A 19919-nucleotide genomic window follows, 5' to 3' on the forward strand; every position below is an offset into this window, starting at 1 on the left:
AGGGTAAATTATATGGACATAGTTACTGGTTCTTCAACCGCACTAATTACACCATTTAAAAATGGGAAACTGGATGAGCAAAAATATGCTGATCTAATCAAAAGACAAATCAAAAACGGTATGGATGCAGTTTGTCCGGTAGGTACTACCGGAGAGAGTGCTACTCTTACACATGACGAAGATATTCGTTGTATAGAGATCGCTGTAGAAGTTTGTAAAGGTACTGGTACAAAAGTTCTTGCAGGTGCAGGAAGTAATGCTACTCATGAAGCAATTGAAACTGCAAAATACGCACAAAAATGTGGTGTTGATGCTATCTTTTCAGTAAGTCCTTACTACAACAAACCTTCACAAGAGGGTCTATACCAACACTATAAAGCGATTGCAGAGGCAGTTCCTGAACTTCCTTTTATGTTATATAACGTTCCTGGACGTACTGGTGTTGATATTCTACCTGAAACAGCAATCAGACTTTTTGACGATGTTAACAATATTTACGGAATTAAAGAAGCAACAGGAAGCTTAGAGCGTACAACTGCTCTTCTTTCACAAAGACCTGACTTTAAAGTATTCTCAGGTGATGATGCTATTGATTATCCAATTCTTGCAAACGGTGGGGCTGGTATTACATCTGTAACATCAAACCTAATGCCTGACCTAAAATCAGAGCTTGTAAGACTTGCTCTTAGCGGTGATTTTGCTGGGGCTAAGGCAATAAATGATAAACTATATCCTCTAAATAGTGTTATGTTTTGTGAAGCTAATCCTATTCCGGTAAAAGCAGCTATGTATATTGCTGGGCTTTTAGATACTTTAGAGTACAGACTTCCACTTGTTGCTCCAAGTGTTGAAAATATGAAAAAAATCGAAGAAGTAATGAAAAATTACGATATCAAAGGAATGTAAGAATGGCAGATTTTAAAGGTAAAACTCTTTTTATTAGTGGTGGTACTCGCGGTATCGGTAAAGCAATCGTTTACAAGTTTGCTGAAGCTGGTGCAAATGTTGCATTTACATATGCTTCAAGTGCAGATACTGCAAATGAGATGGTAGCTGATATTGAATCAAGATTCGGTGTAAAATCTCGTGCCTACAAGCTAAACATCTTAGAGCCTGAAACTTATAAAGATGTTTTTAAAGAGTTTGATCAAGATTTTGATTCTTTAAACTTTTTTATCTCTAATGCCATCATTTCCGGTCGTGCTGTTGTTGGCGGTTTCGGTCCATTTATGAGACTAAAACCAAAAGGTCTGAATAACATCTGGACTGCTACGGTAGATGCGTTTGTTGTTGGAACTCAAGAAGCTGCAAAAAGAATTGAGCAAGCTGGCGGTGGAAGCATCATCTCTATGAGTTCAACTGGTAACTTAATCTATACACCAAACTATGCAGGTCACGGTGCGAATAAAGCTGCTGTTGAAGCGATGGTTAGATATGCTGCTGCTGAGCTTGGTGATAAAAACATTCGTGTAAATGCAGTAAGCGGTGGACCAATCGATACTGATGCACTAAGAGCTTTCCCTAACTACGATGAAGTACGTGCGGAAACTGAAAGAAGAAGTCCATTAAATAGAATGGGATTCCCGGAAGATTTAAGCGGTGCTTGTAAATTCTTATGTAGCGATGAAGCTGGATGGATTACAGGTCATACACTTATCATCGATGGTGGGACTACGTTCCAATAAAAAGTAGTAAGGTTTTATAACCTTCTACTCCTCTACTTTCTCTTTTTTATCATTTAACATTACAAATCCCAACGAAACAATTACCATAACAAATATAATGCTGTATCCCGTAGGAAGATCAAAACTGTATGAACCTATCATGGCAGCGATTATTGCAACTGTTCCCATAAACCAGGCTACAACCAATGGGGAAAATCTGTTTTGAACTAAACCTATATATGCCGGAGCAATTAAAAGAGCAAATACAACGAGAACTCCTGCAACCTGTACTGATGATGTAACAGTCAAAGCAAGCATTACAAAAAATGTCATCTCTTTTAAAAACCCTTTCATTTTAGGATAAAGTATAAACATAACTATAGAGATTGGTATATAGAGTGCTAAACTTTTGTAAAAGTCCTCTTGTGATGTAAAGAGTATATCTGCAGCGCTGAGTTTGGAGAAGATCTCCATCCCCTCAGCACTTTTTGAAAGAATAATCATAATAGAAGAGATACCAAGGGCATATAAAAGCCCTATAAAGGCTTCTACATTCTTGATATTTTTACTTGCCCAAGCAATGATAAGTGCTGCAAAGATAGCGAAACTTAACACTAGTAGTGTTTGGTATGCACCATCTAAAAATGCAACACTCAACGCCATCCCGATAGCTGCAATCTGTCCGATCGCAAGGTCTGTAAAGATTACACCTCTGCGAATGATCTCTACACCGAAAACAGCATGGATGTAAACAAGTAAAAAAGCCAGCATAAATGCCGGCCAAAAAATCTCTATTATCTGCATAATCTCATTTCAATCGTATTGTAAAAACTCTTAAGTGTATCAGTCCCTTCAACACTACCAACATCGTGTGGGATAATTACAACTTCCGCACCCGTTTTTTCCGCTATAAATTTAGCAGTTTTCTTCTCATGATATACATCCTGAAGAATCGTTTTTACCTCTTTCTCTTTTACAAGATTAATAGTTTTTAGTGTATTTTTTGAACTTGGAGTGATCCCAGGAAGAGGTTCAATATTTCCATAAAGATCAAACTTATATCTTTTTAGAAAGTATGTAAAAAGGTCGTGATACTGAACAACTTTCGTCCCTTCACACTTTGCCATTTTTGCATCGTACTCTTTTAGATATTGATTCCAGTCCGCTAAAAATGCTGCAAGATTTTGCTCATAAACAACACTGTTTGAGCTGTCTAATAATGCAAGTTTTCTACTAATAAGTTTTGCAATGATCCCTACATTATGCGGGTCAAGTGCAAAGTGAGGATTACCATCTGGGTGAACATCTCCTAAAGCACGAGAAACTACTGCAGGTTTGTTCAGCATTGTAATAACACCACTTACATCTAAAAACCCTTTTGCACCGACATTAAGCTCTCTGTTTTGTGCACCGCGAAGAAGTGGCGGCAACCAACCTATCTCTAGCTGCCCGCCGTTTACAACAAGCAGATCAGCTTTGCGAAGTTTTGTAATAAGAGATGGTTTTGGTACTACAAAGTGTGGATCAAACGTAGGATCAGCCAATACATCTACTTTAACATTCTCACCACCTACCTCTTTTACGATCTCACCTAAGTATGCATATGTTGTTACAACATTTACCTTTGCAAAGAGTGATACGCTTGCCAATAAAGTTAATAATAATATTTTTCTCATCCTCTGCTCCTAGAAGTTGTGTGCGCCGTGTGCGCCGATCGCTAAATTAAGTTGAAGAATTACAGTGTCAATATGTTGTCTTTCACCATCTTCATTAAACATTGCATTGTTACGGTTGTATTGTAGTCTTATTCTTGCAAATTCGCTTGTAGTGTAGTCAATCATTGCAGAGTATCTGTCAAAATTTTGAGGCAATGTAGTCTGTCCATTAATCTCATTTTTATTAATTGCATCATATCTAAAACCTGCACGCCAGTTTTGGTTGTAAGCATAAACCAGCTGTGCATAGTAACCACTTTGTTTTTTTACTGTCGGTGTAACATCAAAGGTAGTATAATCCGTTATCGTACCGTTACCATCCGTAGGATATTCATACTTACTTCCATCCATATCACGATAAAGATACTCCCCTTGAAATGTAAGGTAAGAGTATGAATCAAAATAGTGTTTTACAGTAAGATCTACACCATATAGATAACTATCAGCTACAAATGCATGTGGCCCCTCTTCATCGTCTAAATGGTTTATATGACTGTCTCCGTATGCGATTGAACCGCCGTAAAGAAATGTTGTATTTCCGAGGTCAAATGAACTCTTGATATACCCTACTAAAAGGTTGGGTTGTGAAGGAGATGCTACTGCCACTTCTTCAGCACCTTCAGGTATAATGGCATCTGTACCGTACATTGAAGGGTTCTTCCCTTGAAGAGCTTCAACTCCAACCATTACATAAGTATCTGTCGGCAATGTCCACTGCACTTGCGCACCGATATCATTGATCCCGTGTTCTCCAAGAAAAGCCATATATACTAAAGGCATATCTGAAAAATCCTGAACGTGCTGGTGTTGTTCGTTAATACGTCCAAAGTCTGAACGGAATTTACCGATTTTTGCTTTAAGTCCGTACCCTAAAGATGTAGTCTCGCCGTAAGCTTCTTCGATCTCAAAACCATCTTCTGTTAAGTGGAAAACAGCCATAGTTCTAAAGTACGGGTCTACTACACTCTCCATTGCTACTTCTGCATAGTTAAGATTAAAACCGTTTGATGCATTATACGGGGCATGTGAGTGTTCACCGTGAGAATGGCTTCCCATAATACCGTGTGCAACTCCCGGGATCTCTAAGTGTGTTAACTCTTCATCTTTCATTGAGCGGTTTACATAACTTGTATCTACAATCAATGATAGATCGGGCATATAACTGCTTTGAGAAAAGCTGTTTAAACTTCCCATAAGAGAGTTTCTAATTTTCGTATCTTCTTGTTGCTGCTGTTGTTGTTGAATAATTGCTTCTAAAGAATCTATTCTAAGTTTAAGATCCTCGATTTCACTATTTGCAAATAATGACAATGATGCAAATAGCGATAAATATGTTAATTTTTTGTACATAAATATCCTCTTAATATTTTTTTCGATAATAGTTTGTTTATATGTTGAATATTAAGAGATTTTTGGAGGTGCGCGAGGATTTACATTTGAGATAAGTTGATTACTATGTAAAGAAAAAAGCGGTGTTACGATACCTTCATGAAAAATATCCAGTTCAGATAAGTACACACTTTTTTCAGGTGTATCGGCATCAAAAATTGTAGATTGTACAGTACACACTTGACAGTCATTGTGTTGCTGAGCGTCATGATGATGGTGAAAAGAACCCATCATTGTTGCTATGAAAAGTACAATTCCAACATATTTTGATAAAAAATTTCGCATTTGGAATTATAATGGATAGTTATTAAAGATTTAATTAGAAAACACAATTAATCTTTTTTCAATTATCAACTTTGAAAACTTGTAATGTTGTTTAATCCATTCAAATGTTTCCTTTGTATAAAAAAACACATGTGTGGGGTCATTTTTATAGTACCACGAAGCAAAATCTATAGAATCGTTATAAAGTTCTGTCATCAAATAAAGTTTTCCACCCTCTTGTAACATCGATTTTATACGTTCAAATTCTTTACCCGGTTCATAAAAATGTTCAATCACCTCACATGAAGTGATATAGTGATATTTTTGCTCTAAAAGCTGCGGTTTATTTGAGAAAAAAGGATCATAACTCTCTATGCTAAAACCGTGTTCTTCAAGCACTTTAGAGATAACACGTGAACGTCCCGAGCCAAAATCAAGCCCCTTGTCCTCTTTTGAAAACTCCTTGATAACATGGGAGGTAATCGGAGAGACAAATTTTTTATATCCCTCATCTATCTCGGTATCGTGAAGTTCATAACGCTCTTTTTCACTACTTTCATTCGGTAGGTCTTCTTGTTCAGTGAAGATAGCTTTACACGTTGGACATCTAAAGTACTTTTGTTTATCTTGATGGAAAAATTGTGCTTGCGTTCCACAAAGTCTGCATGTTTGATTCATAAGGCTAATTGTATCATATCAACCATAGATAAGCATACATAAGATAAAATCGCGTTAACTTTTATAAATGAAGGAATTTTTTGCTTAATCTACCAAATTTTTTAGCCTCGATCAGAATAGTACTTGCACCGTTAATGTTCTGGGTAATTTTAAACCCGCAGATCTTTACGGATAACGGTTACGACATCACTTGGAATTACTATTTTGCCTCATTGCTGTTTGTTCTTGCAAGTGTTACGGACTTTTTTGACGGCTATATCGCCAGAGAGTGGAATCAGATGACAATGCTCGGAGCGATCCTCGATCCATTAGCTGACAAGATGCTGACACTTGCGGCCTTTTTAGGCCTTATGATCGAAGGAAGTGCTTCAGGATGGGCTATCTATATCATCATTGTTCGTGAACTTTTTATCACCGGTGTTAGAACGATTGCAGTAAGTGAAGGTCTTAGCGTAAAAGCAAGTTGGGCAGGAAAAGTAAAAACGGTAGCACAGATGATTGCGATCGGTTTTTTACTTATGCACTGGCCTTACGGTGACCTGCTTTTATGGTTCGCGGTATTTTTAACTGTGTATTCGGGACTTGAATATATTTGGGGCTTTAGAAAAGCACTTTTAGGAGATGAAATATAATGGGTATCTTTGTATCACTACTCGTTCTTTCTGCTTTAATTTTCTTCCATGAACTCGGCCACTACGCAGCCGCTCGTTTAATGGGTGTTTATGTAGAGGTATTTAGCATCGGTTTTGGTAAACGTGTAGCTACTATCAAAAAATGGGGGACTGAGTGGAGTATTGCTCTTATTCCTCTTGGTGGTTATGTTCGTATGAAAGGTCAAGATGATATGGACCCTTCTAAAAAATCGTACGATCCCGACAGCTACAACTCAAAAACACCGCTGCAAAAGATCTTTATCCTCTTTGCAGGACCTTTGGCAAACTTTGTTCTTGCGTTTGTACTTTACTTTGCGATCGGTCTCAGCGGCCCGCAAGAGCTTTCACCGGTAATCGGTACAGTTGTAAAAGACTCACCGGCAATGAAAGCGGGACTACAAGAAAAAGATGAGATCATCTCAATTAACGGTGAGAAGATAAACAGCTGGAATAAAATGGCTGAACTTATCGCAGACTCAAAAGGGAGCTTACAATTAGAGGTAAAACGTGAAAACTATCTTCACCAAATCCTTTTAACACCTGAGCTTAATGATACACAAAACATGTACGGTGAAAACGTAAAAAGAAAAATGATAGGTATCTCTGCAGCTGGTGTTACACACCCTAAAGAGTTAAGCTTTTTCGGAACTTTCGAATATGCTTATGATCAAACTGTTTTTGCTAGTACTGTCATTTTCACAGGGGTAAAAAAGCTGATCTTCGGAGAGGTTCCGGCTGATCAACTCGGCGGTGTAATAAGCATTGTACAACTTACTTCAAATGCAAGTGAGGTTGGCTGGGTTAGTCTCTTTTTCTTTACGGCACTAATTTCGGTAAACTTAGGGGTATTAAACTTACTTCCGATCCCGGCACTTGACGGTGGACACATTATGTTTAATCTCTATGAGATGATCTTCCGCCGTGAAGTGAGTGAGCGTGTAATGATAAACCTTACTATTGCCGGATGGGTGATACTTTTTGGACTTATGGGATTAGGTCTTTATAACGATATAAACAGATTAGCAAACTAGGAGGATATATATGGACCAAACAGAATACAAAATTTATATAGACAATGTGATCAGACGTGTTGAAACAGCACGTCTTAAAGTGGATGACCATCATATTGTAAAGATCGTAGCAGTAAGTAAATACTCTACAAGTGATGAGATAGAAAAACTTTACGAGATTGGACAGCGTGCATTTGGGGAAAACAAAGTACAAGACTTAAAAGTAAAAACTACAGAGCTTGAAGAACTGCCTTTAGAGTGGCACTTCATAGGGAACCTGCAAAAAAACAAGATCAATAACCTCATCGATCTAGCACCTTCATTATTTCAAGGGCTTGATTCACTAGAGCTGGCAATAGAGCTGAATAAAAAGCTTGCAGCTAAAGAAACAACTATGGATTGTCTACTGCAGATAAACTCTGCAAAAGAGGATTCTAAACACGGTGTAATGCCTGAAGATGCTCTAGCTATCTATAAACAAATCGAAACAGAATGTCCAAATATCCACCTAAAAGGTGTAATGAGTATTGGTGCACATACTAACGACAAAGCAGTTATCAAGAAAAGTTTTGAAACAACTCACGAAATTTTCAAACAAATTCCGGACGCTAAAATCTGTTCAATGGGGATGAGCGGTGATTTTGAACTTGCAATTGAATGTGGTTCAAATATGGTACGCCTCGGCTCTGTGATGTTTAACAAATAAAGACTTTTCTTTACATCTTAAGTCTCTAGAAGCACTTGTTTGACAAATAAACATTATTTGAGCGTATATGCAAGTTTAATATTGAACTCTTTAGGAAAGTCTATCAACGACTTTTCTACATTGAGTGGAAAACTCTCTTCGATCGCTTGAATAGTTGCCTTTTTAAAAATACTTTTTCCTGCAATCACTTTAATTGCAGAAACACCGCCGTCTGCCAAGACAATAAACTTCACATCTACATCACCTTCAACACCGCGTCTTCTTGCTGAGAGAGGATAACGTTTATTTTCATTTATTTTTTGAACCAGCTGTAGTGTAAAAGAGTCCAATTCTTTTTGTTTTGCTGCAAGCATCTCTTGAAGCTTTTGTTCCCGAAGCTCTTCTTCCTCTTGTGCTTTTATATCTTCAACCTGCTGTTCTACAACCTCTTCTTCAACTTCGGCAACTATCTCTTCAATAATTACCTCTTTTTCAATAATTTTCTCTTTTACAACCTCTTTTTGTACAATCTTTTCAACTACCGCTTTTTGCTCTACTTTTGGTTTTAGCTTTTCCTTTTTTACTACTTTTTTTTGAACTTCTTTTTTAGGCTTTTTTTCAACCTTTTTTAGCTGTTTTTGCTCGGTACACGGATGTTCTCTCATAAGGGAGACAACAACTATTTTTGTATTATCAATGCTCTCTTTTGATTCTGAGGCTTCATACTGTTTTTCTGCCATATATATTATAGAAGCAACCAAAGATGTATATATAACGATAGTCATTGCAAACGAGGAGATATATCTATTCATACTTTCCTCCGCTTACATAATTAAAAAGAACCGGCAGATAAAAAAGATTGAGTATAGTCCCCCATAATAAACCAAATCCCAAACTTACAGCTAAAGGCTGAAATGCTACCGCTTGTGCCGTTGCAAAAAACATAAGTGATGACAATCCCACCAGTGTTGTCACCGATGTAAGTACGATCGGACGGAACCTTGTTGCTGCGAGTGTAAAGATATCCTCTTTTTTATGAGCTTTAATCAAAGTAGCCATCATAATGATCCCGTCATTTACAATAACACCTGAGAGTCCCAATGCTCCGATCAATGACGGCAGTGAAATATTGAGCCCCATAATGTAATGCCCCGCATATACACCCAGGAATGAAAACGGTATAACAGAGAGTACGATCAACGTATCTCTAAAAGAGTTAAAAAGATACAGAATCGAGATAAATATCAATACGACGGCAAAAAGTGAGGCAAAGACTAGTTCCGTTTTAAGGGTTGCCTGTTGTTCCTGTTCCCCTTTAAAACGCAACGATACACCATCTGTATTTTGAAGTTTCTGCAATGTCGGTGCTATTTTTTCCAATACTTCCGAAGATGTTACTATAGAAGGGTTCACATTGGCAAATACATAGAAGTTTGTCTCTCCATCCTCTTTTACAAGCTGTTCTAACGATTCCACTTTTTCAAAACTACACAGATCGCTGAGCTTGATATATCTATCTTGTACATATATTTCAAGGTCTTTGAACTTTTGCAGATCGTTTTTGTAGTTAATAGACTTGATCTTTAAATCCAGCAGCTCTTTACCGTCAAAAATTGTCCCTATCTTTTTTGAAAGGTAGAGATTCGCTATATAATCTCCAAGATATTTTTTCGTAATTCCAAGTTCACGTGCATAGCTGTTAAGGTGGAGTTTAATCTCATCTATACCAACTTTAACATTATCACCGTAATACTTAATCCCATCTATTTTTGAGAGGGCATCTTCAAGTTCTCTGACTGCTGCGAGTGCTTTTTGATGATCGTCACTTACAACACCTATACGGATATCTGCTTTAACATGATCCATCTGCTTTTCAATAACCGTTAAACTGCTTAGATGGTATTTCTTCTCTAGCCCCTCTGCCACAAGCCATTGACGCAGTTCACGTGAGATCTCCTGTGATGATTTATCCCTAATTCTCTCACTACTGTCGTAGTAAAAACTCAAATAAGGGGTAATATACTTATCCATAAAGTTTAAAGGTTTGAGTTTATAAAGCTCCAACGTCAGATATCCAACATAAGGGTACATCTCACGATCACCGGTTGCACTTCTTCTATACCCTGCCGTTGAACTGACATGCTTTACAAAAAATCTCTCTTTTTGGGTTAGTATATCTCTTTCTAACTCTTGGACTATTGCCAAGGATTCTTCAAGTGTCGTAGTAGGTTGCGCTTTAAATGTAATGTTTACCAAAGAGGTATCAAAAGGCTGAAACATCTGAAACCTTGAGTTTTTCACCCCTGCAAAAATCAAAAGCGGTACGACAATAAGAAATACCGTTATAAATGTTTTTTGATAGACAAGAAGAAACTCCAAACATTTTTGATAAAAGTGTTGTACCCTCTCCCACGATAAAGTTTTAACATCTTTTGAAAGTGTATGAGAAGCGTGGATTGGAAGAAACACAAAAGACTCGATCAAAGAGGCAATCACAAGGGCTGAGAATGCGATCGGAATCAGCTGAATAATCTCCCCTATTCTCCCGCTGAGCATCAGCAGTGGAATAAAAGAGAACAACGTCGTAAGCGATGCAATAGTTACCGGCTTTGCCATCTCTTTTGTTCCAAGAAGTGCCGCTTCTTTTACACTATACCCTTTCTCTATATACTGCTGGATATTTTCACTCACCACGATCGCATCATCAACGATGATACCGATTGCTATTAAAACCCCGATAAGCGAATTGACATTAATGCTGTAGGGTGTAAAGTAAAAATAAATTGCTCCGATCACAAATGAAGTAGGTATCCCCAAAGCGATAATAAAAGCGATACGGATATTTATAAGTACTGAGATCATTAACATTATCAACAAAATTCCAAAAAGGATGTTAGAGATAACAATGTTCAGCCTGTCTTTTATAACAACAGAACGATCCATTCTGATCTCTATCTCAGCCCCTTTTAAATGGGTAGTGTCGATCAGCTTTTTGATCTCGTTAGAGATTGTCAGTGCATCGCCGATAGGATTTTGAGATACTGCTAAAGAGATAGAGTTTTGTGCATCCATACTTGCAAGTGTTGAGGCATCTTCATACTTTTTTGAGATTGTGGCGATATCGCTGATATTTACCTGTTTATCACCGATACTAATAATCGTTTTTTCAAGATCATGCGCTACTTGTTCCTGATTTTTTATTGAAAGGTAGAACTGCTCTTTTGCATTATCGATCTTACCGAGCGGAAAGATATATGAGAGTTCCGAAAAAGCTTTTACAACATCCTCAAGTCCAAGACCGTATGCACCGAGTTTGTTTTCATCTATAAGTATCTCATAATAAAGATCTGAATCTCCAAATATCCTCACCTCGGAGATATTTTGAATATTTAAGAGCTTTATTTTAAGATTTTTAGCAAGTGCTTTGAGCTCATCACGGGAGAGTTCAGAAGATAAGATGGCAATATGCATCAAACTCTTTGAATGGATCATACTTCGAACAGTTGGCAGTTCCATATCACTTGGAAGTGTACTCTCAATTGTTGCGATCGTATCTTCTACATCTTTTTGCACATCCTGTTTGTGAATGCCCTCTTCTAGTTCTAACGTGATTACAAACTGTCCCGGGGAGATGATAGAGGTGATGTTGCTCACACCTACGACATTATTGATCTCCGCTTCAATTTCCGAGACTGCCATGTTGTTAAGTGCATCAACGGAAGCCCCTTGATAAACTCCGTGGATCGTTAATGTCTCAGGTTCAATAGTTGGTGCTATCTCTTTTGGAATTTTCGTATAGGCAAAGATACCCAAAGCAAAGATTAGAAAAAATAAAGTGTAATTCATTTTGTAGTTATCTAGAAAAAACTTTAAAAATCTTTCAAACATTTGCTATGTGGCCCTACCCTTTACTGTTTACTGTTTTGTGTTGCATTGCATGATGAGAGTGTTTAGCAACTCCGTAAGTTTTGAACACATATCCTCTGTAAATATTTACAGAAAGAAAAAATATGATCAATGATGCTGCAAAAGGGAATGCTACCATCTTTTTCATTTTAGTTGCATCAATTTTGGCCAATCTTTTATATAAAATTACTAATGCCCAAACAATCGCAATCCACTTCAGTGCTCCAAAAATATGTAGCCAACTGTCACCTCGGCTTGCTAATGGTGCAACATCTAAAGTTATTCCTAACCCCTGAGCAAATCCTTCGGCAATTTTTGCAGAACCGCGAGTGAAAAAACTCTCTAGGGTATGTGCAATTGAACCGATAATAAACAGCGGAGCATAAGAGTATCCGAGATCGTAAAATGTTGTTTTAAAATCTTTTTGTAACACTTTTGAGGCAATGAACATCCCAATAAGTGCTGCTGCTACTGAAAATACAACGGCATAGACAAATGAGAATAACCCAACTGCATCCATAGAACCGAAATTGATATATTGTTCAAAAAAGTGTGCCGTTTTACTCCAGATCATATCATCTGCTGCATTTGATCTGTTGATCCCATGATGAAAAGACATCGTTATAGGAATAGCTGCCAAAATCAATAGGTATGCCCAGATCTCAGCCGGCATACTCTGGAACTTGCCAAAAAGTGAAAATGAAGGTTTTTTTACTTTAAAAGCCACTGCTTCACATGCACTTGTACAATCCATACAAAGTGTACAATCGGTCATAGAGTTACGTTTGTCAAAAGTAAAAGGTTTTAGATTCTGGTCACATACACTTGCACAATCAAAAGTTTTACAAGAACTACACTCATCTTTATATGTTCCGATCCAAGTAAACGACATCTTCGAATACGCACGGCTTAGTACTCCAATAGGACAAACAGATTTACAATAACTCATATCTCTATAAACAAAATAGAGTCCAAAAGCTAACAGAGTCATCACAGTAAACATTACAGCTGTACCAAGCGGACTGCGAAATAATCCCGGATATGCATAGTACACACCCCACCAACCAATCATTAAAATAGCGATGCCTATATATCTATTTTGCATCCATTTTGGCATCTTCTTTTGTAAACCGTACTTTGTTATATACTTACCTATAAAACCGTGTGGGCAAACACCGCAAAATACACGACCTAAAGTAGGAAGCGTTACAACCATAAATAAAGCCCAAAACACTCCCCAAAATACTGCTGATGTAAAAATATTTTCTTTTCCAGGATGGGCATATCCATAGTAGATCGCATAAAAAAACACCACTGCGATCAATACTCTTAAAGCCATTAAAAAGCTCTGGTTTTTAAAAAGAAATGCTGTAATTTTATATTTCAACAAATCATTCTTATCTCTTTGTACATATTCAACCATCTTCTTGTTCTCCTGATTTATTAAAACTTAGCAGATAGACCTGCAGTTAAAGTTCTTCCCTGATTTACAGTGATTGAAAGATCCTCTTTATCAAATACACCATCTTCATTACGATCACTGCTTGATCTTGCAGAGTTATAGTATTGTTTATCAAAAAAGTTATCTACTCTAAAGAAAAAGCTTGTATCAAACATTGCTATTTTTTTATTGTATGTCGCCATTAAATTCATTGTTTGGTAGCCATCGATTTTTAATTGGTTTAAATCGTCTGCGTAATAACTAGATTTTCCGTTTACTTCAACCATATACGACAACTCTTTTGTTGCTTGATAATCTATTCTAAGGTTAACAGTATGTTTTGATGTTCTTGGGATAGTATTACCTGTTACATCATAAGTATAAACTGGAGCAGGAGTGGTCCATGTACCAGCACCCATTGTAATTCCAAAGTTTTTATAATCTGTATATTTAGCATCTAAATATGTATATGCAAGGTTAAACTTTAATGATTTTGCAAGGTCTCCTATTGCTGAAAGTTCTAAACCTCTGTGTCTTGCTCCACCGATATTATCCCACATATCAGTTGTATCAGTGTCACCGTAATTCCCTGAAGTTTTCATAATAAAGTCTTTTCTATCTAACTGAAAAACAGATGCTTCATACTTTACATTATTCAGTAATATCCTAGTACCGATTTCATAGTTAAAAGATTCTTCAGGTTTTAAATCCGGATTATTTAGTGTCGATCCCCATGTACTTACATCACCTGCAAAAAGTTGAGAAATTGTCGGTGCACGGAACCCTGTCGAATAGTTCACAAAAAGTGTCGTTTTGGGATCTACTTGATAGTTCATTCCTAGTCTATAAGAGTATACATTGAAATTTTTAGTAAGATTATTAGACATTGAATCCGTATAATCAAGTTTAATATGATCGTAACGTAGATTGGCAGTAGCGCTTAAATCTTTCGTTAAAGCATACTTGTACTCACCATAAAGGGCATATACATTTTCATCAGTTGTATTGTCACTTTTAAAATCACCTGGTTGAAAATAGTCTGGGATAGTAATTTTTGTACCATTTTCATCTCTCGTATTAAAAGCTTGTGCAGCTCTATAAGTCACTCTATTTTTGTATTCATTGGCACGAAGGTCCAAACCTAGTAATGCAGCTGAGTCTTTAAAAGAATCTCTATATTCACTTTTGATCCCTTTTTGAATCTGTTCATAATGGTTATCATAAACATAATCTTCATCATCCAAAGTAGCATCATATGCACCTGTAGAATCTTTTGTTTGCGGTGATGAAATAAAATTTGTCGTATCTGTATAAACGTATCCGTTTACTAAAAGGTTTGCTCCACCGTCAAAATCTTTTGAATATGTTAAGAATGTTTTTAAAAGTTCAACATCGTATTTACGTGTATAGTCTCTACTGTCCTGATCACCCGTGTAGATAGATTCCGGATTTGTCTGAGCTTCAGTTTCACCTCCAACAGTACCGTGGGAATCTTTATTTCTTTGTGAATACTCTACACCTAAAGTGATATCCGATGTATCATCAATATAATATTGCAATTTACCGTTTACATAATCCGCTTCATAATCTGAATCTTCATGGTAACCGTCAGCCTTTCTTTGGCTTGCCTGAATATGAAAACTCAAATTATCATTTGCATACCCTGTTCTTGCCACCATTTTTTGATAACCATAGCTTCCAACTTCAAAAGCACCGTAATTATGATTGTATTTTGCCCCTTTTTTCGTAGTAATTATTACCGCACCTGAAAGTGCATCATCACCAAATAGATAAGAAGCACCACCCTTGATCACTTTAATACTTTCGATGTTATCAAGATCAATGTTCACTTTTCCAGTTCTTTCAAATACCGGTACACCGTCTATAACGACTGCTACTCCCGGTTTTTCTCCCATATACATTTGGTTTTCTAAACCTCTTATATGTATTTTTATTGAATCCCCTGTAGAAACTTCTGTAGTGATACCAGGTATTGTCTGTAATAATTGTTGTAAGTTTTCTGTATGAGATGTATCCACTACCTCGCCATTGATTGTAGCTGTTGAAGAAACCTCTGTCTTTTTTGTATCAAACTTATCATCAATTGTTGAAGACTCAACTTTAATTGTCCCCAAATCAGTCGCTGATAAATTTATAGCTAAAGCACATATAGCAGATAATTGTATAAACTTTTTCATACCTAAATTTCCCTTTTAATTAAAAATTTTAAGAAATTTAACAAAAAAGTGTTACATTAGTATTAATTGTATTAATTAAGTATATTTTAAAATATTATATAACTATTTATGTTATTTTAAATAACAGGGAAAAACCCTATTATTTGTTTGAAGATTATTGAAGAACTTTTCTAGCGTTTGTAGGCTGGATAGGTCTGTTATTTGGATGATGCATAGTCTCCATAAACTCATTTACCTCTTCAGCTGAAACTTCAGAGTAATGTTTCATAACAAACCATCTTACTCCCTCACTACACGGAGGAGTTGTCAGAGAACCGTCAAATCTATAATAAGTTTTATCTGCCGGTAACATCTCGTTGATCATTTTAGCAGGAAGTTTACAAGTTGCCTTTTCACCCGTTTTATGCGGCATTTTTTTCCAAACTTTGTTAATAATTGGATTATCCTTACCATCTTTAAACATTACTGCAACAACTGCTAAAGAACCATCTTTTGCAGCATGAACAAAGTGAGCTTCTAAAGGGAAAGCTTTTCCATCTATATGGTTTTCACTCGGTGAATGGAAATGGAACTGTTTTAACTCAAACACTTTACCGTCAACTGCGATCGTACTTCCATCTGCTATATTTACCTGAACCGTATGACCGTTGTTAATAACTGAAACGGCAGAAGTTTTATAGTCAAACTTAATAGGCTCTAACCCAACAGTTTTGATCGTATTTTCTGCAGTAATATCGATCGGAGATTGAGAACCGCCAAGTTTACACTCTGCATACTCCGGATCAAGATCACCCCAGTGTGTAGGATCCTCTTCCCCCATATATCCCCAATGTGCATGATGAACTCCAGCAAATAAAGATGAAGCAACTAGTAAACTCCCTAAAAATGAAGCCAGTTTCATATATTTCCTTTTTTTCTTATGTTATTAAGTATATATATTATAATGTGATATAAATTTGATAATCTTTAAATTAGCTGTTTGTGTATCTTTTAAATCGCACGGCGTGACTTTTTGGATTAGCAATAAGCTCTTTTTGATACTCAATCATCTTTAAAAACGGAGTTGTAAACCTCTCTAAACTCTCTTTAGAAAACTCTTCTATCTTCCAATCATTTAGTGCTTCAAGAACCACCTGTGTTGATTCTATCGTTGAGAGGTATGCTTCATCCGGCTGTATTTTAATCTCATACTGTGAAGTTTTCGTCGTTGTAAAACTCATATGCTGCAGGTTTTTAAGATTCTCGCTTAATGTAAAGATCTTTTTTGTACATGCCCATGTAGAATCTATTATAAATATAGCAAGCGGCTTCTCTGAATGTTTCGGATTTGTTTCACTTAAATTGATCGCATCTTCTGAAGGAAAAAGAATATAGCTCTCATGAGTAGCGATTATCTCGTTTATACGGTTGTTATTAGAAAAATCTATTCCCACAAAAAGTTCTGAGTTTGTCAAACTCTGATGGGTAAAGTGTCCCGTATTGTTTTTTACTTTTTTAAACTCTTTTGGGTGCATAAGTATTACAAACTTCGTATCTGTATCTAACTTCTCACAATACTTACACATACAGGAACTCTTCGGTCTGTAACACTTATAACATTTTTCTCTATCGCCGTAATATGTACATTTCATAAGTGGAATTATAGTAAAATAAACTTATGAATGATGATATGTATGATTTGGTAGTAGTTGGTAGCGGTGCAGCCGGACTTATTGGGGCTGTAGTCGCAGCTCGGGAAGGGAAAAAAGTCTTAGTACTTGAAAAACTCTCAAAAATAGCCTCAAAACTAAAAGCGACAGGCGGAGGTCGCTGTAACCTTACAAATACACTTTCCAATGAAGAGTTTATGTCCCGTTTCGGACGAGATGGGCGTTTTATGCAGGATGCTTTAAATGGTTTTGATCATAATGATTTAGTAGAATTTTTAAAAGGAATCGGGGTTGAGACCCATGCTCCTGACGGCTTTAGAATATTTCCAACCTCACATTCATCCCAGACAATCATCGATGCTTTTGAAAATGAACTGACACGTCTAGATGTTGAGATCAAATGTGAGCAAAGGGTTGAAAGACTTTTGCTTGAGGGAGAACATATCTCAGGGATTAAAACACAAGATGCCATCTATAAAACTGCCAATGTGATCTTGGCAACGGGAGGACTGGGATATCCTGCTTTAGGTGCTGAGGGAGACGGTTATATATTAGTTGAAGAGTTAGGACATAAAGTCACAGACCTCTCCCCAGCTATGATGCCTCTTAAAACAAAAGAGAAGTGGCAGGCAAACTGTCGAGCTGACACCATACCTAAAGTGGAACTTCGTGTTGATATTAAAAAACACAAAAAACTGCGGGCAAAAGGGGATCTTATCTTTACTAAAGAGGGGATCCGCGGTCCGGTCGTACTTGATTTTGCCAGAGAGGTAACACCGCTGCTTAAGAAGTATGATGAAGTTCCAATTCTCCTTAACCTTACAAAAGGAAAAAATGAGGAGCAGATTCGTGAACATCTCAAAAAAATCTCCCAAGAGGATCCTGACAAAACCATTGTAGAGCTTGTACATACCCTACTGCCACTGCCCCTCTCTGAAGAGTTGTGTAAACTTGCAACAATTGAGCCCGATCTAAAATACAATAAAATAGAGGGGCAAAAACGGGATCACCTCATAAAACTTCTGGCCTGGACACCAATGACGGTTACGGGACACGACGGGTTTAAAATGGCTATGATTACACGTGGAGGGATCAGCCTCAAACAGATAGAGCCAAAAACTATGCAAAGCAAGCTAGTTCAAGGGTTGTATTTTTGTGGTGAGATTATGAACCTTGACGGTCCCTGCGGCGGTTATAATCTCCAGTGGAGTTTTGCAAGCGGTTATCTTGCAGGGCAACTCAAAAACTAAATTATTTGGAAAGTTTTATACCAAAGAGTTCGAGTCTCTTTGTCCCCATATAGTAAGGTTCCCATCTCTTAATCGCAAGTGGAACTGCAATGTTTAATAAAAAGATCGTAAAGATTAAAATATCGAACTGTTCAATGTCGATGATCTTCTCATCCACATAAGCGATATCGATTACGATAAAGGCAAGTTCAGCTCGTCCGAGCATCCCAAGACCAATCATCACACTTTGATACCATTCATACTTTCCGGTAAACCTTGCGGCAAGAGCAGCCGAGAGAACCTGAAGTATAAAGACCGCAAAAAAAAGTACAAAAACTATAGGAAAAACCTCGGTTAGCAGTTCCATATCAAGGATTAGTTTACTTCCGAGCTCTACAAAAAAGATAGGTCCAAAGATAGTATAGGCAAGATGATTGATCACAAACTCACTGTCTTTCCTGTGGGAACGCAGTTGATTATCCACTTTGATCATAAAATACTCTTCACGTAAAAACAACCCTGCAAAATAAGCCCCTATCGCAGGGTGAAACCCAAACCTGTCTGCTAGTGCTCCAAAAACAAAAGCGGTAAAGATCATCACCAAAGGTGTAAACTTTCCGCTATAAGCCATAAGTAGTTTTCTAATACCTAAATATTGTCTCACTTTTACGATAACATGAAACAATGCACTATATTTCTTATCTCTTTCTTTAGTGATAGAATCAGGAAAAAGTACCAGCCCTATAAAACTGATGATCGCAAAAAAAGCGAGCACTTTTGCGATGATAATGGAAAGTTCGTTAAACTCTATCATCGAACCATTCTCACCCGTAGTACTTACAGCGATCGGTATCATAATAGAGAGCCCGATAAGGGAGAGTATATCATCTACAACTGCCGCACTCATAATAGCAGTTGATGCGGTAGTTTTATGTAATCCTTGTTCTCGGAGTGAAACCATGGTCAAGCTCACAGCAGTGGCTGTCATAGTCAGTCCCCAGATCATCTGCGTATTAAACCCGTAACCAAATAACCCGGCCGTATAATACCCTGCTAAAAACGGAAAGATTGCACCGATTACCGCTATTCCGAAACTTCTTTTGAGTCCCTCTATAAAATGGTTGAGATCCTCATCAAAACCAAGGGCAAACATAATAAATATGATCCCCCAGTCCCCTATTGCTTCGAGGATCTCATTATGTGTGGGGAGTATTCCTAAATTGACTCCAAGCGAGCCAAAGATAATAAGCCAAATCACATCAATCGTAGAGGTTTTTTGGGACACTATTTTTGCAATCACAACAAAGAAAAGTATGATCGCCGAATAACTCCAAAGTTCGTGTCCCATTTACAACTCCATTAGATATTAGTGTATCTCTTATTATATCTGAGGAAAATATTGAAGTCAAAAAGAGTTTTAGAAAAAATGTGCTATCCT

The 19919-nt window shown here is 37.1% G+C and carries 18 protein-coding genes; 6 read left to right on the forward strand and 12 right to left on the reverse strand.

The window, feature by feature from the left end; genetic code table 11:
- The first annotated feature begins 12 nt into the window (after positions 1 to 12).
- Together dapA and FJR03_RS07095 are read left to right on the forward strand one after the other, a co-directional pair.
- The gene (gene dapA, locus FJR03_RS07090; RefSeq protein WP_193112831.1) at positions 13 to 906 is read left to right on the forward strand and encodes a 4-hydroxy-tetrahydrodipicolinate synthase; all 894 of its coding nucleotides are present in this window, start codon (positions 13 to 15) and stop codon (positions 904 to 906) included.
- A 2-nt stretch (positions 907 to 908) separates the two neighbouring features.
- Positions 909 to 1685 (forward strand): enoyl-ACP reductase, encoded by a 777-nt coding sequence (locus FJR03_RS07095; protein WP_193112832.1) that lies wholly within the window; start codon positions 909 to 911, stop codon positions 1683 to 1685.
- A gap of 24 nt (positions 1686 to 1709) precedes the next feature.
- Here the strand turns inward: FJR03_RS07095 and FJR03_RS07100 are convergent, their stop codons facing one another.
- From FJR03_RS07100 to FJR03_RS07120, 5 genes are read right to left on the reverse strand one after another with little or no spacing between them, the layout of a single operon-like run.
- Positions 1710 to 2468 (reverse strand): metal ABC transporter permease, encoded by a 759-nt coding sequence (locus tag FJR03_RS07100; RefSeq protein WP_193112833.1) that lies wholly within the window; start codon positions 2466 to 2468, stop codon positions 1710 to 1712.
- Positions 2459 to 3340: a metal ABC transporter substrate-binding protein gene (locus tag FJR03_RS07105; RefSeq protein ID WP_193112834.1), complete on the reverse strand. Its 882-nt coding sequence runs from the start codon at positions 3338 to 3340 to the stop codon at positions 2459 to 2461. The genes FJR03_RS07100 and FJR03_RS07105 overlap by 10 nt, the downstream gene beginning before the upstream one ends.
- Positions 3341 to 3349: 9 nt before the next feature.
- On the reverse strand, positions 3350 to 4729 hold the full coding sequence (locus FJR03_RS07110; RefSeq protein ID WP_193112835.1) for a TonB-dependent receptor: 1380 nt from the start codon (positions 4727 to 4729) through the stop codon (positions 3350 to 3352).
- 51 nt (positions 4730 to 4780) lie between these two features.
- The gene (locus FJR03_RS07115) at positions 4781 to 5053 is read right to left on the reverse strand and encodes a hypothetical protein (RefSeq protein WP_193112836.1); all 273 of its coding nucleotides are present in this window, start codon (positions 5051 to 5053) and stop codon (positions 4781 to 4783) included.
- A gap of 30 nt (positions 5054 to 5083) precedes the next feature.
- Positions 5084 to 5710 carry a class I SAM-dependent methyltransferase gene (locus FJR03_RS07120; RefSeq protein WP_193112837.1) on the reverse strand — a complete coding sequence of 209 codons (627 nt, stop codon included), beginning with the start codon at positions 5708 to 5710 and terminating at the stop codon, positions 5084 to 5086.
- Between the two features lie 80 nt (positions 5711 to 5790).
- On the opposite strand from FJR03_RS07120, the gene pgsA reads away from it, so the two are divergent.
- From pgsA to FJR03_RS07135, 3 genes are read left to right on the forward strand one after another with little or no spacing between them, the layout of a single operon-like run.
- Positions 5791 to 6342 (forward strand): CDP-diacylglycerol--glycerol-3-phosphate 3-phosphatidyltransferase, encoded by a 552-nt coding sequence (gene pgsA / locus FJR03_RS07125; protein WP_193112838.1) that lies wholly within the window; start codon positions 5791 to 5793, stop codon positions 6340 to 6342.
- Positions 6342 to 7394 carry an RIP metalloprotease RseP gene (gene rseP, locus FJR03_RS07130; protein WP_193112839.1) on the forward strand — a complete coding sequence of 351 codons (1053 nt, stop codon included), beginning with the start codon at positions 6342 to 6344 and terminating at the stop codon, positions 7392 to 7394. The genes pgsA and rseP overlap by 1 nt, the downstream gene beginning before the upstream one ends.
- Before the next feature lie 10 nt (positions 7395 to 7404).
- Positions 7405 to 8079, forward strand: a complete 675-nt coding sequence (locus tag FJR03_RS07135; RefSeq protein WP_193112840.1) for a YggS family pyridoxal phosphate-dependent enzyme — start codon at positions 7405 to 7407, stop codon at positions 8077 to 8079.
- Between the two features lie 53 nt (positions 8080 to 8132).
- Here the strand turns inward: FJR03_RS07135 and FJR03_RS07140 are convergent, their stop codons facing one another.
- The 6 genes from FJR03_RS07140 to FJR03_RS07165 all read right to left on the reverse strand — a co-directional run bounded on the left by FJR03_RS07140 (position 8133) and on the right by FJR03_RS07165 (position 17234).
- Complete coding sequence (locus FJR03_RS07140) at positions 8133 to 8870, reverse strand: energy transducer TonB (protein ID WP_193112841.1); 738 nt, start codon at positions 8868 to 8870, stop codon at positions 8133 to 8135.
- Positions 8863 to 11946 (reverse strand): efflux RND transporter permease subunit, encoded by a 3084-nt coding sequence (locus FJR03_RS07145; protein ID WP_193112842.1) that lies wholly within the window; start codon positions 11944 to 11946, stop codon positions 8863 to 8865. The genes FJR03_RS07140 and FJR03_RS07145 overlap by 8 nt, the downstream gene beginning before the upstream one ends.
- A gap of 13 nt (positions 11947 to 11959) precedes the next feature.
- Complete coding sequence (locus tag FJR03_RS07150; protein WP_193112843.1) at positions 11960 to 13387, reverse strand: 4Fe-4S binding protein; 1428 nt, start codon at positions 13385 to 13387, stop codon at positions 11960 to 11962.
- Positions 13388 to 13407: 20 nt separating this feature from the next.
- On the reverse strand, positions 13408 to 15603 hold the full coding sequence (locus tag FJR03_RS07155) for a TonB-dependent receptor (RefSeq protein ID WP_193112844.1): 2196 nt from the start codon (positions 15601 to 15603) through the stop codon (positions 13408 to 13410).
- Positions 15604 to 15757: 154 nt separating this feature from the next.
- Positions 15758 to 16504, reverse strand: a complete 747-nt coding sequence (locus FJR03_RS07160; RefSeq protein WP_193112845.1) for a carbonic anhydrase — start codon at positions 16502 to 16504, stop codon at positions 15758 to 15760.
- 70 nt (positions 16505 to 16574) lie between these two features.
- Positions 16575 to 17234, reverse strand: coding sequence for a tRNA-uridine aminocarboxypropyltransferase (locus FJR03_RS07165; RefSeq protein ID WP_193112846.1), 660 nt, complete (start codon positions 17232 to 17234; stop codon positions 16575 to 16577).
- Between the two features lie 26 nt (positions 17235 to 17260).
- Here FJR03_RS07165 and FJR03_RS07170 point away from each other — a divergent pair, with 26 nt between their 5' ends.
- Entirely contained in the window at positions 17261 to 18502 is a 1242-nt protein-coding gene (locus FJR03_RS07170; protein WP_193112847.1) for a BaiN/RdsA family NAD(P)/FAD-dependent oxidoreductase, read from the forward strand.
- 1 nt (position 18503) lies between these two features.
- Here the strand turns inward: FJR03_RS07170 and FJR03_RS07175 are convergent, their stop codons facing one another.
- A complete protein-coding gene (locus FJR03_RS07175; protein ID WP_193112848.1) occupies positions 18504 to 19829 on the reverse strand; it encodes a cation:proton antiporter in 1326 nt (441 codons plus the stop codon).
- Positions 19830 to 19919 lie beyond the last annotated feature (90 nt).

The sequence above is a fragment of the Sulfurimonas marina genome, assembly GCF_014905095.1.
GTDB lineage: Bacteria > Campylobacterota > Campylobacteria > Campylobacterales > Sulfurimonadaceae > Sulfurimonas > Sulfurimonas marina.

Bases quoted from the DNA above. Each gene is read 5' to 3' on its own strand.
- FJR03_RS07155 (WP_193112844.1), bottom strand. From the start codon at position 15,603: ATGAAAAAGTTTATACAATTATCTGCTATATGTGCTTTAGCTATAAAT.
- FJR03_RS07100 (WP_193112833.1), bottom strand. From the start codon at position 2,468: ATGCAGATAATAGAGATTTTTTGGCCGGCATTTATGCTGGCTTTTTTA.
- FJR03_RS07170 (WP_193112847.1), top strand. From the start codon at position 17,261: ATGAATGATGATATGTATGATTTGGTAGTAGTTGGTAGCGGTGCAGCC.
- FJR03_RS07095 (WP_193112832.1), top strand. From the start codon at position 909: ATGGCAGATTTTAAAGGTAAAACTCTTTTTATTAGTGGTGGTACTCGC.
- FJR03_RS07175 (WP_193112848.1), bottom strand. From the start codon at position 19,829: ATGGGACACGAACTTTGGAGTTATTCGGCGATCATACTTTTCTTTGTT.
- FJR03_RS07105 (WP_193112834.1), bottom strand. From the start codon at position 3,340: ATGAGAAAAATATTATTATTAACTTTATTGGCAAGCGTATCACTCTTT.
- FJR03_RS07115 (WP_193112836.1), bottom strand. From the start codon at position 5,053: ATGCGAAATTTTTTATCAAAATATGTTGGAATTGTACTTTTCATAGCA.
- FJR03_RS07135 (WP_193112840.1), top strand. From the start codon at position 7,405: ATGGACCAAACAGAATACAAAATTTATATAGACAATGTGATCAGACGT.
- FJR03_RS07145 (WP_193112842.1), bottom strand. From the start codon at position 11,946: ATGTTTGAAAGATTTTTAAAGTTTTTTCTAGATAACTACAAAATGAAT.
- FJR03_RS07120 (WP_193112837.1), bottom strand. From the start codon at position 5,710: ATGAATCAAACATGCAGACTTTGTGGAACGCAAGCACAATTTTTCCAT.
- FJR03_RS07150 (WP_193112843.1), bottom strand. From the start codon at position 13,387: ATGGTTGAATATGTACAAAGAGATAAGAATGATTTGTTGAAATATAAA.
- FJR03_RS07110 (WP_193112835.1), bottom strand. From the start codon at position 4,729: ATGTACAAAAAATTAACATATTTATCGCTATTTGCATCATTGTCATTA.
- rseP (WP_193112839.1), top strand. From the start codon at position 6,342: ATGGGTATCTTTGTATCACTACTCGTTCTTTCTGCTTTAATTTTCTTC.
- FJR03_RS07165 (WP_193112846.1), bottom strand. From the start codon at position 17,234: ATGAAATGTACATATTACGGCGATAGAGAAAAATGTTATAAGTGTTAC.
- dapA (WP_193112831.1), top strand. From the start codon at position 13: ATGGACATAGTTACTGGTTCTTCAACCGCACTAATTACACCATTTAAA.
- FJR03_RS07160 (WP_193112845.1), bottom strand. From the start codon at position 16,504: ATGAAACTGGCTTCATTTTTAGGGAGTTTACTAGTTGCTTCATCTTTA.
- FJR03_RS07140 (WP_193112841.1), bottom strand. From the start codon at position 8,870: ATGAATAGATATATCTCCTCGTTTGCAATGACTATCGTTATATATACA.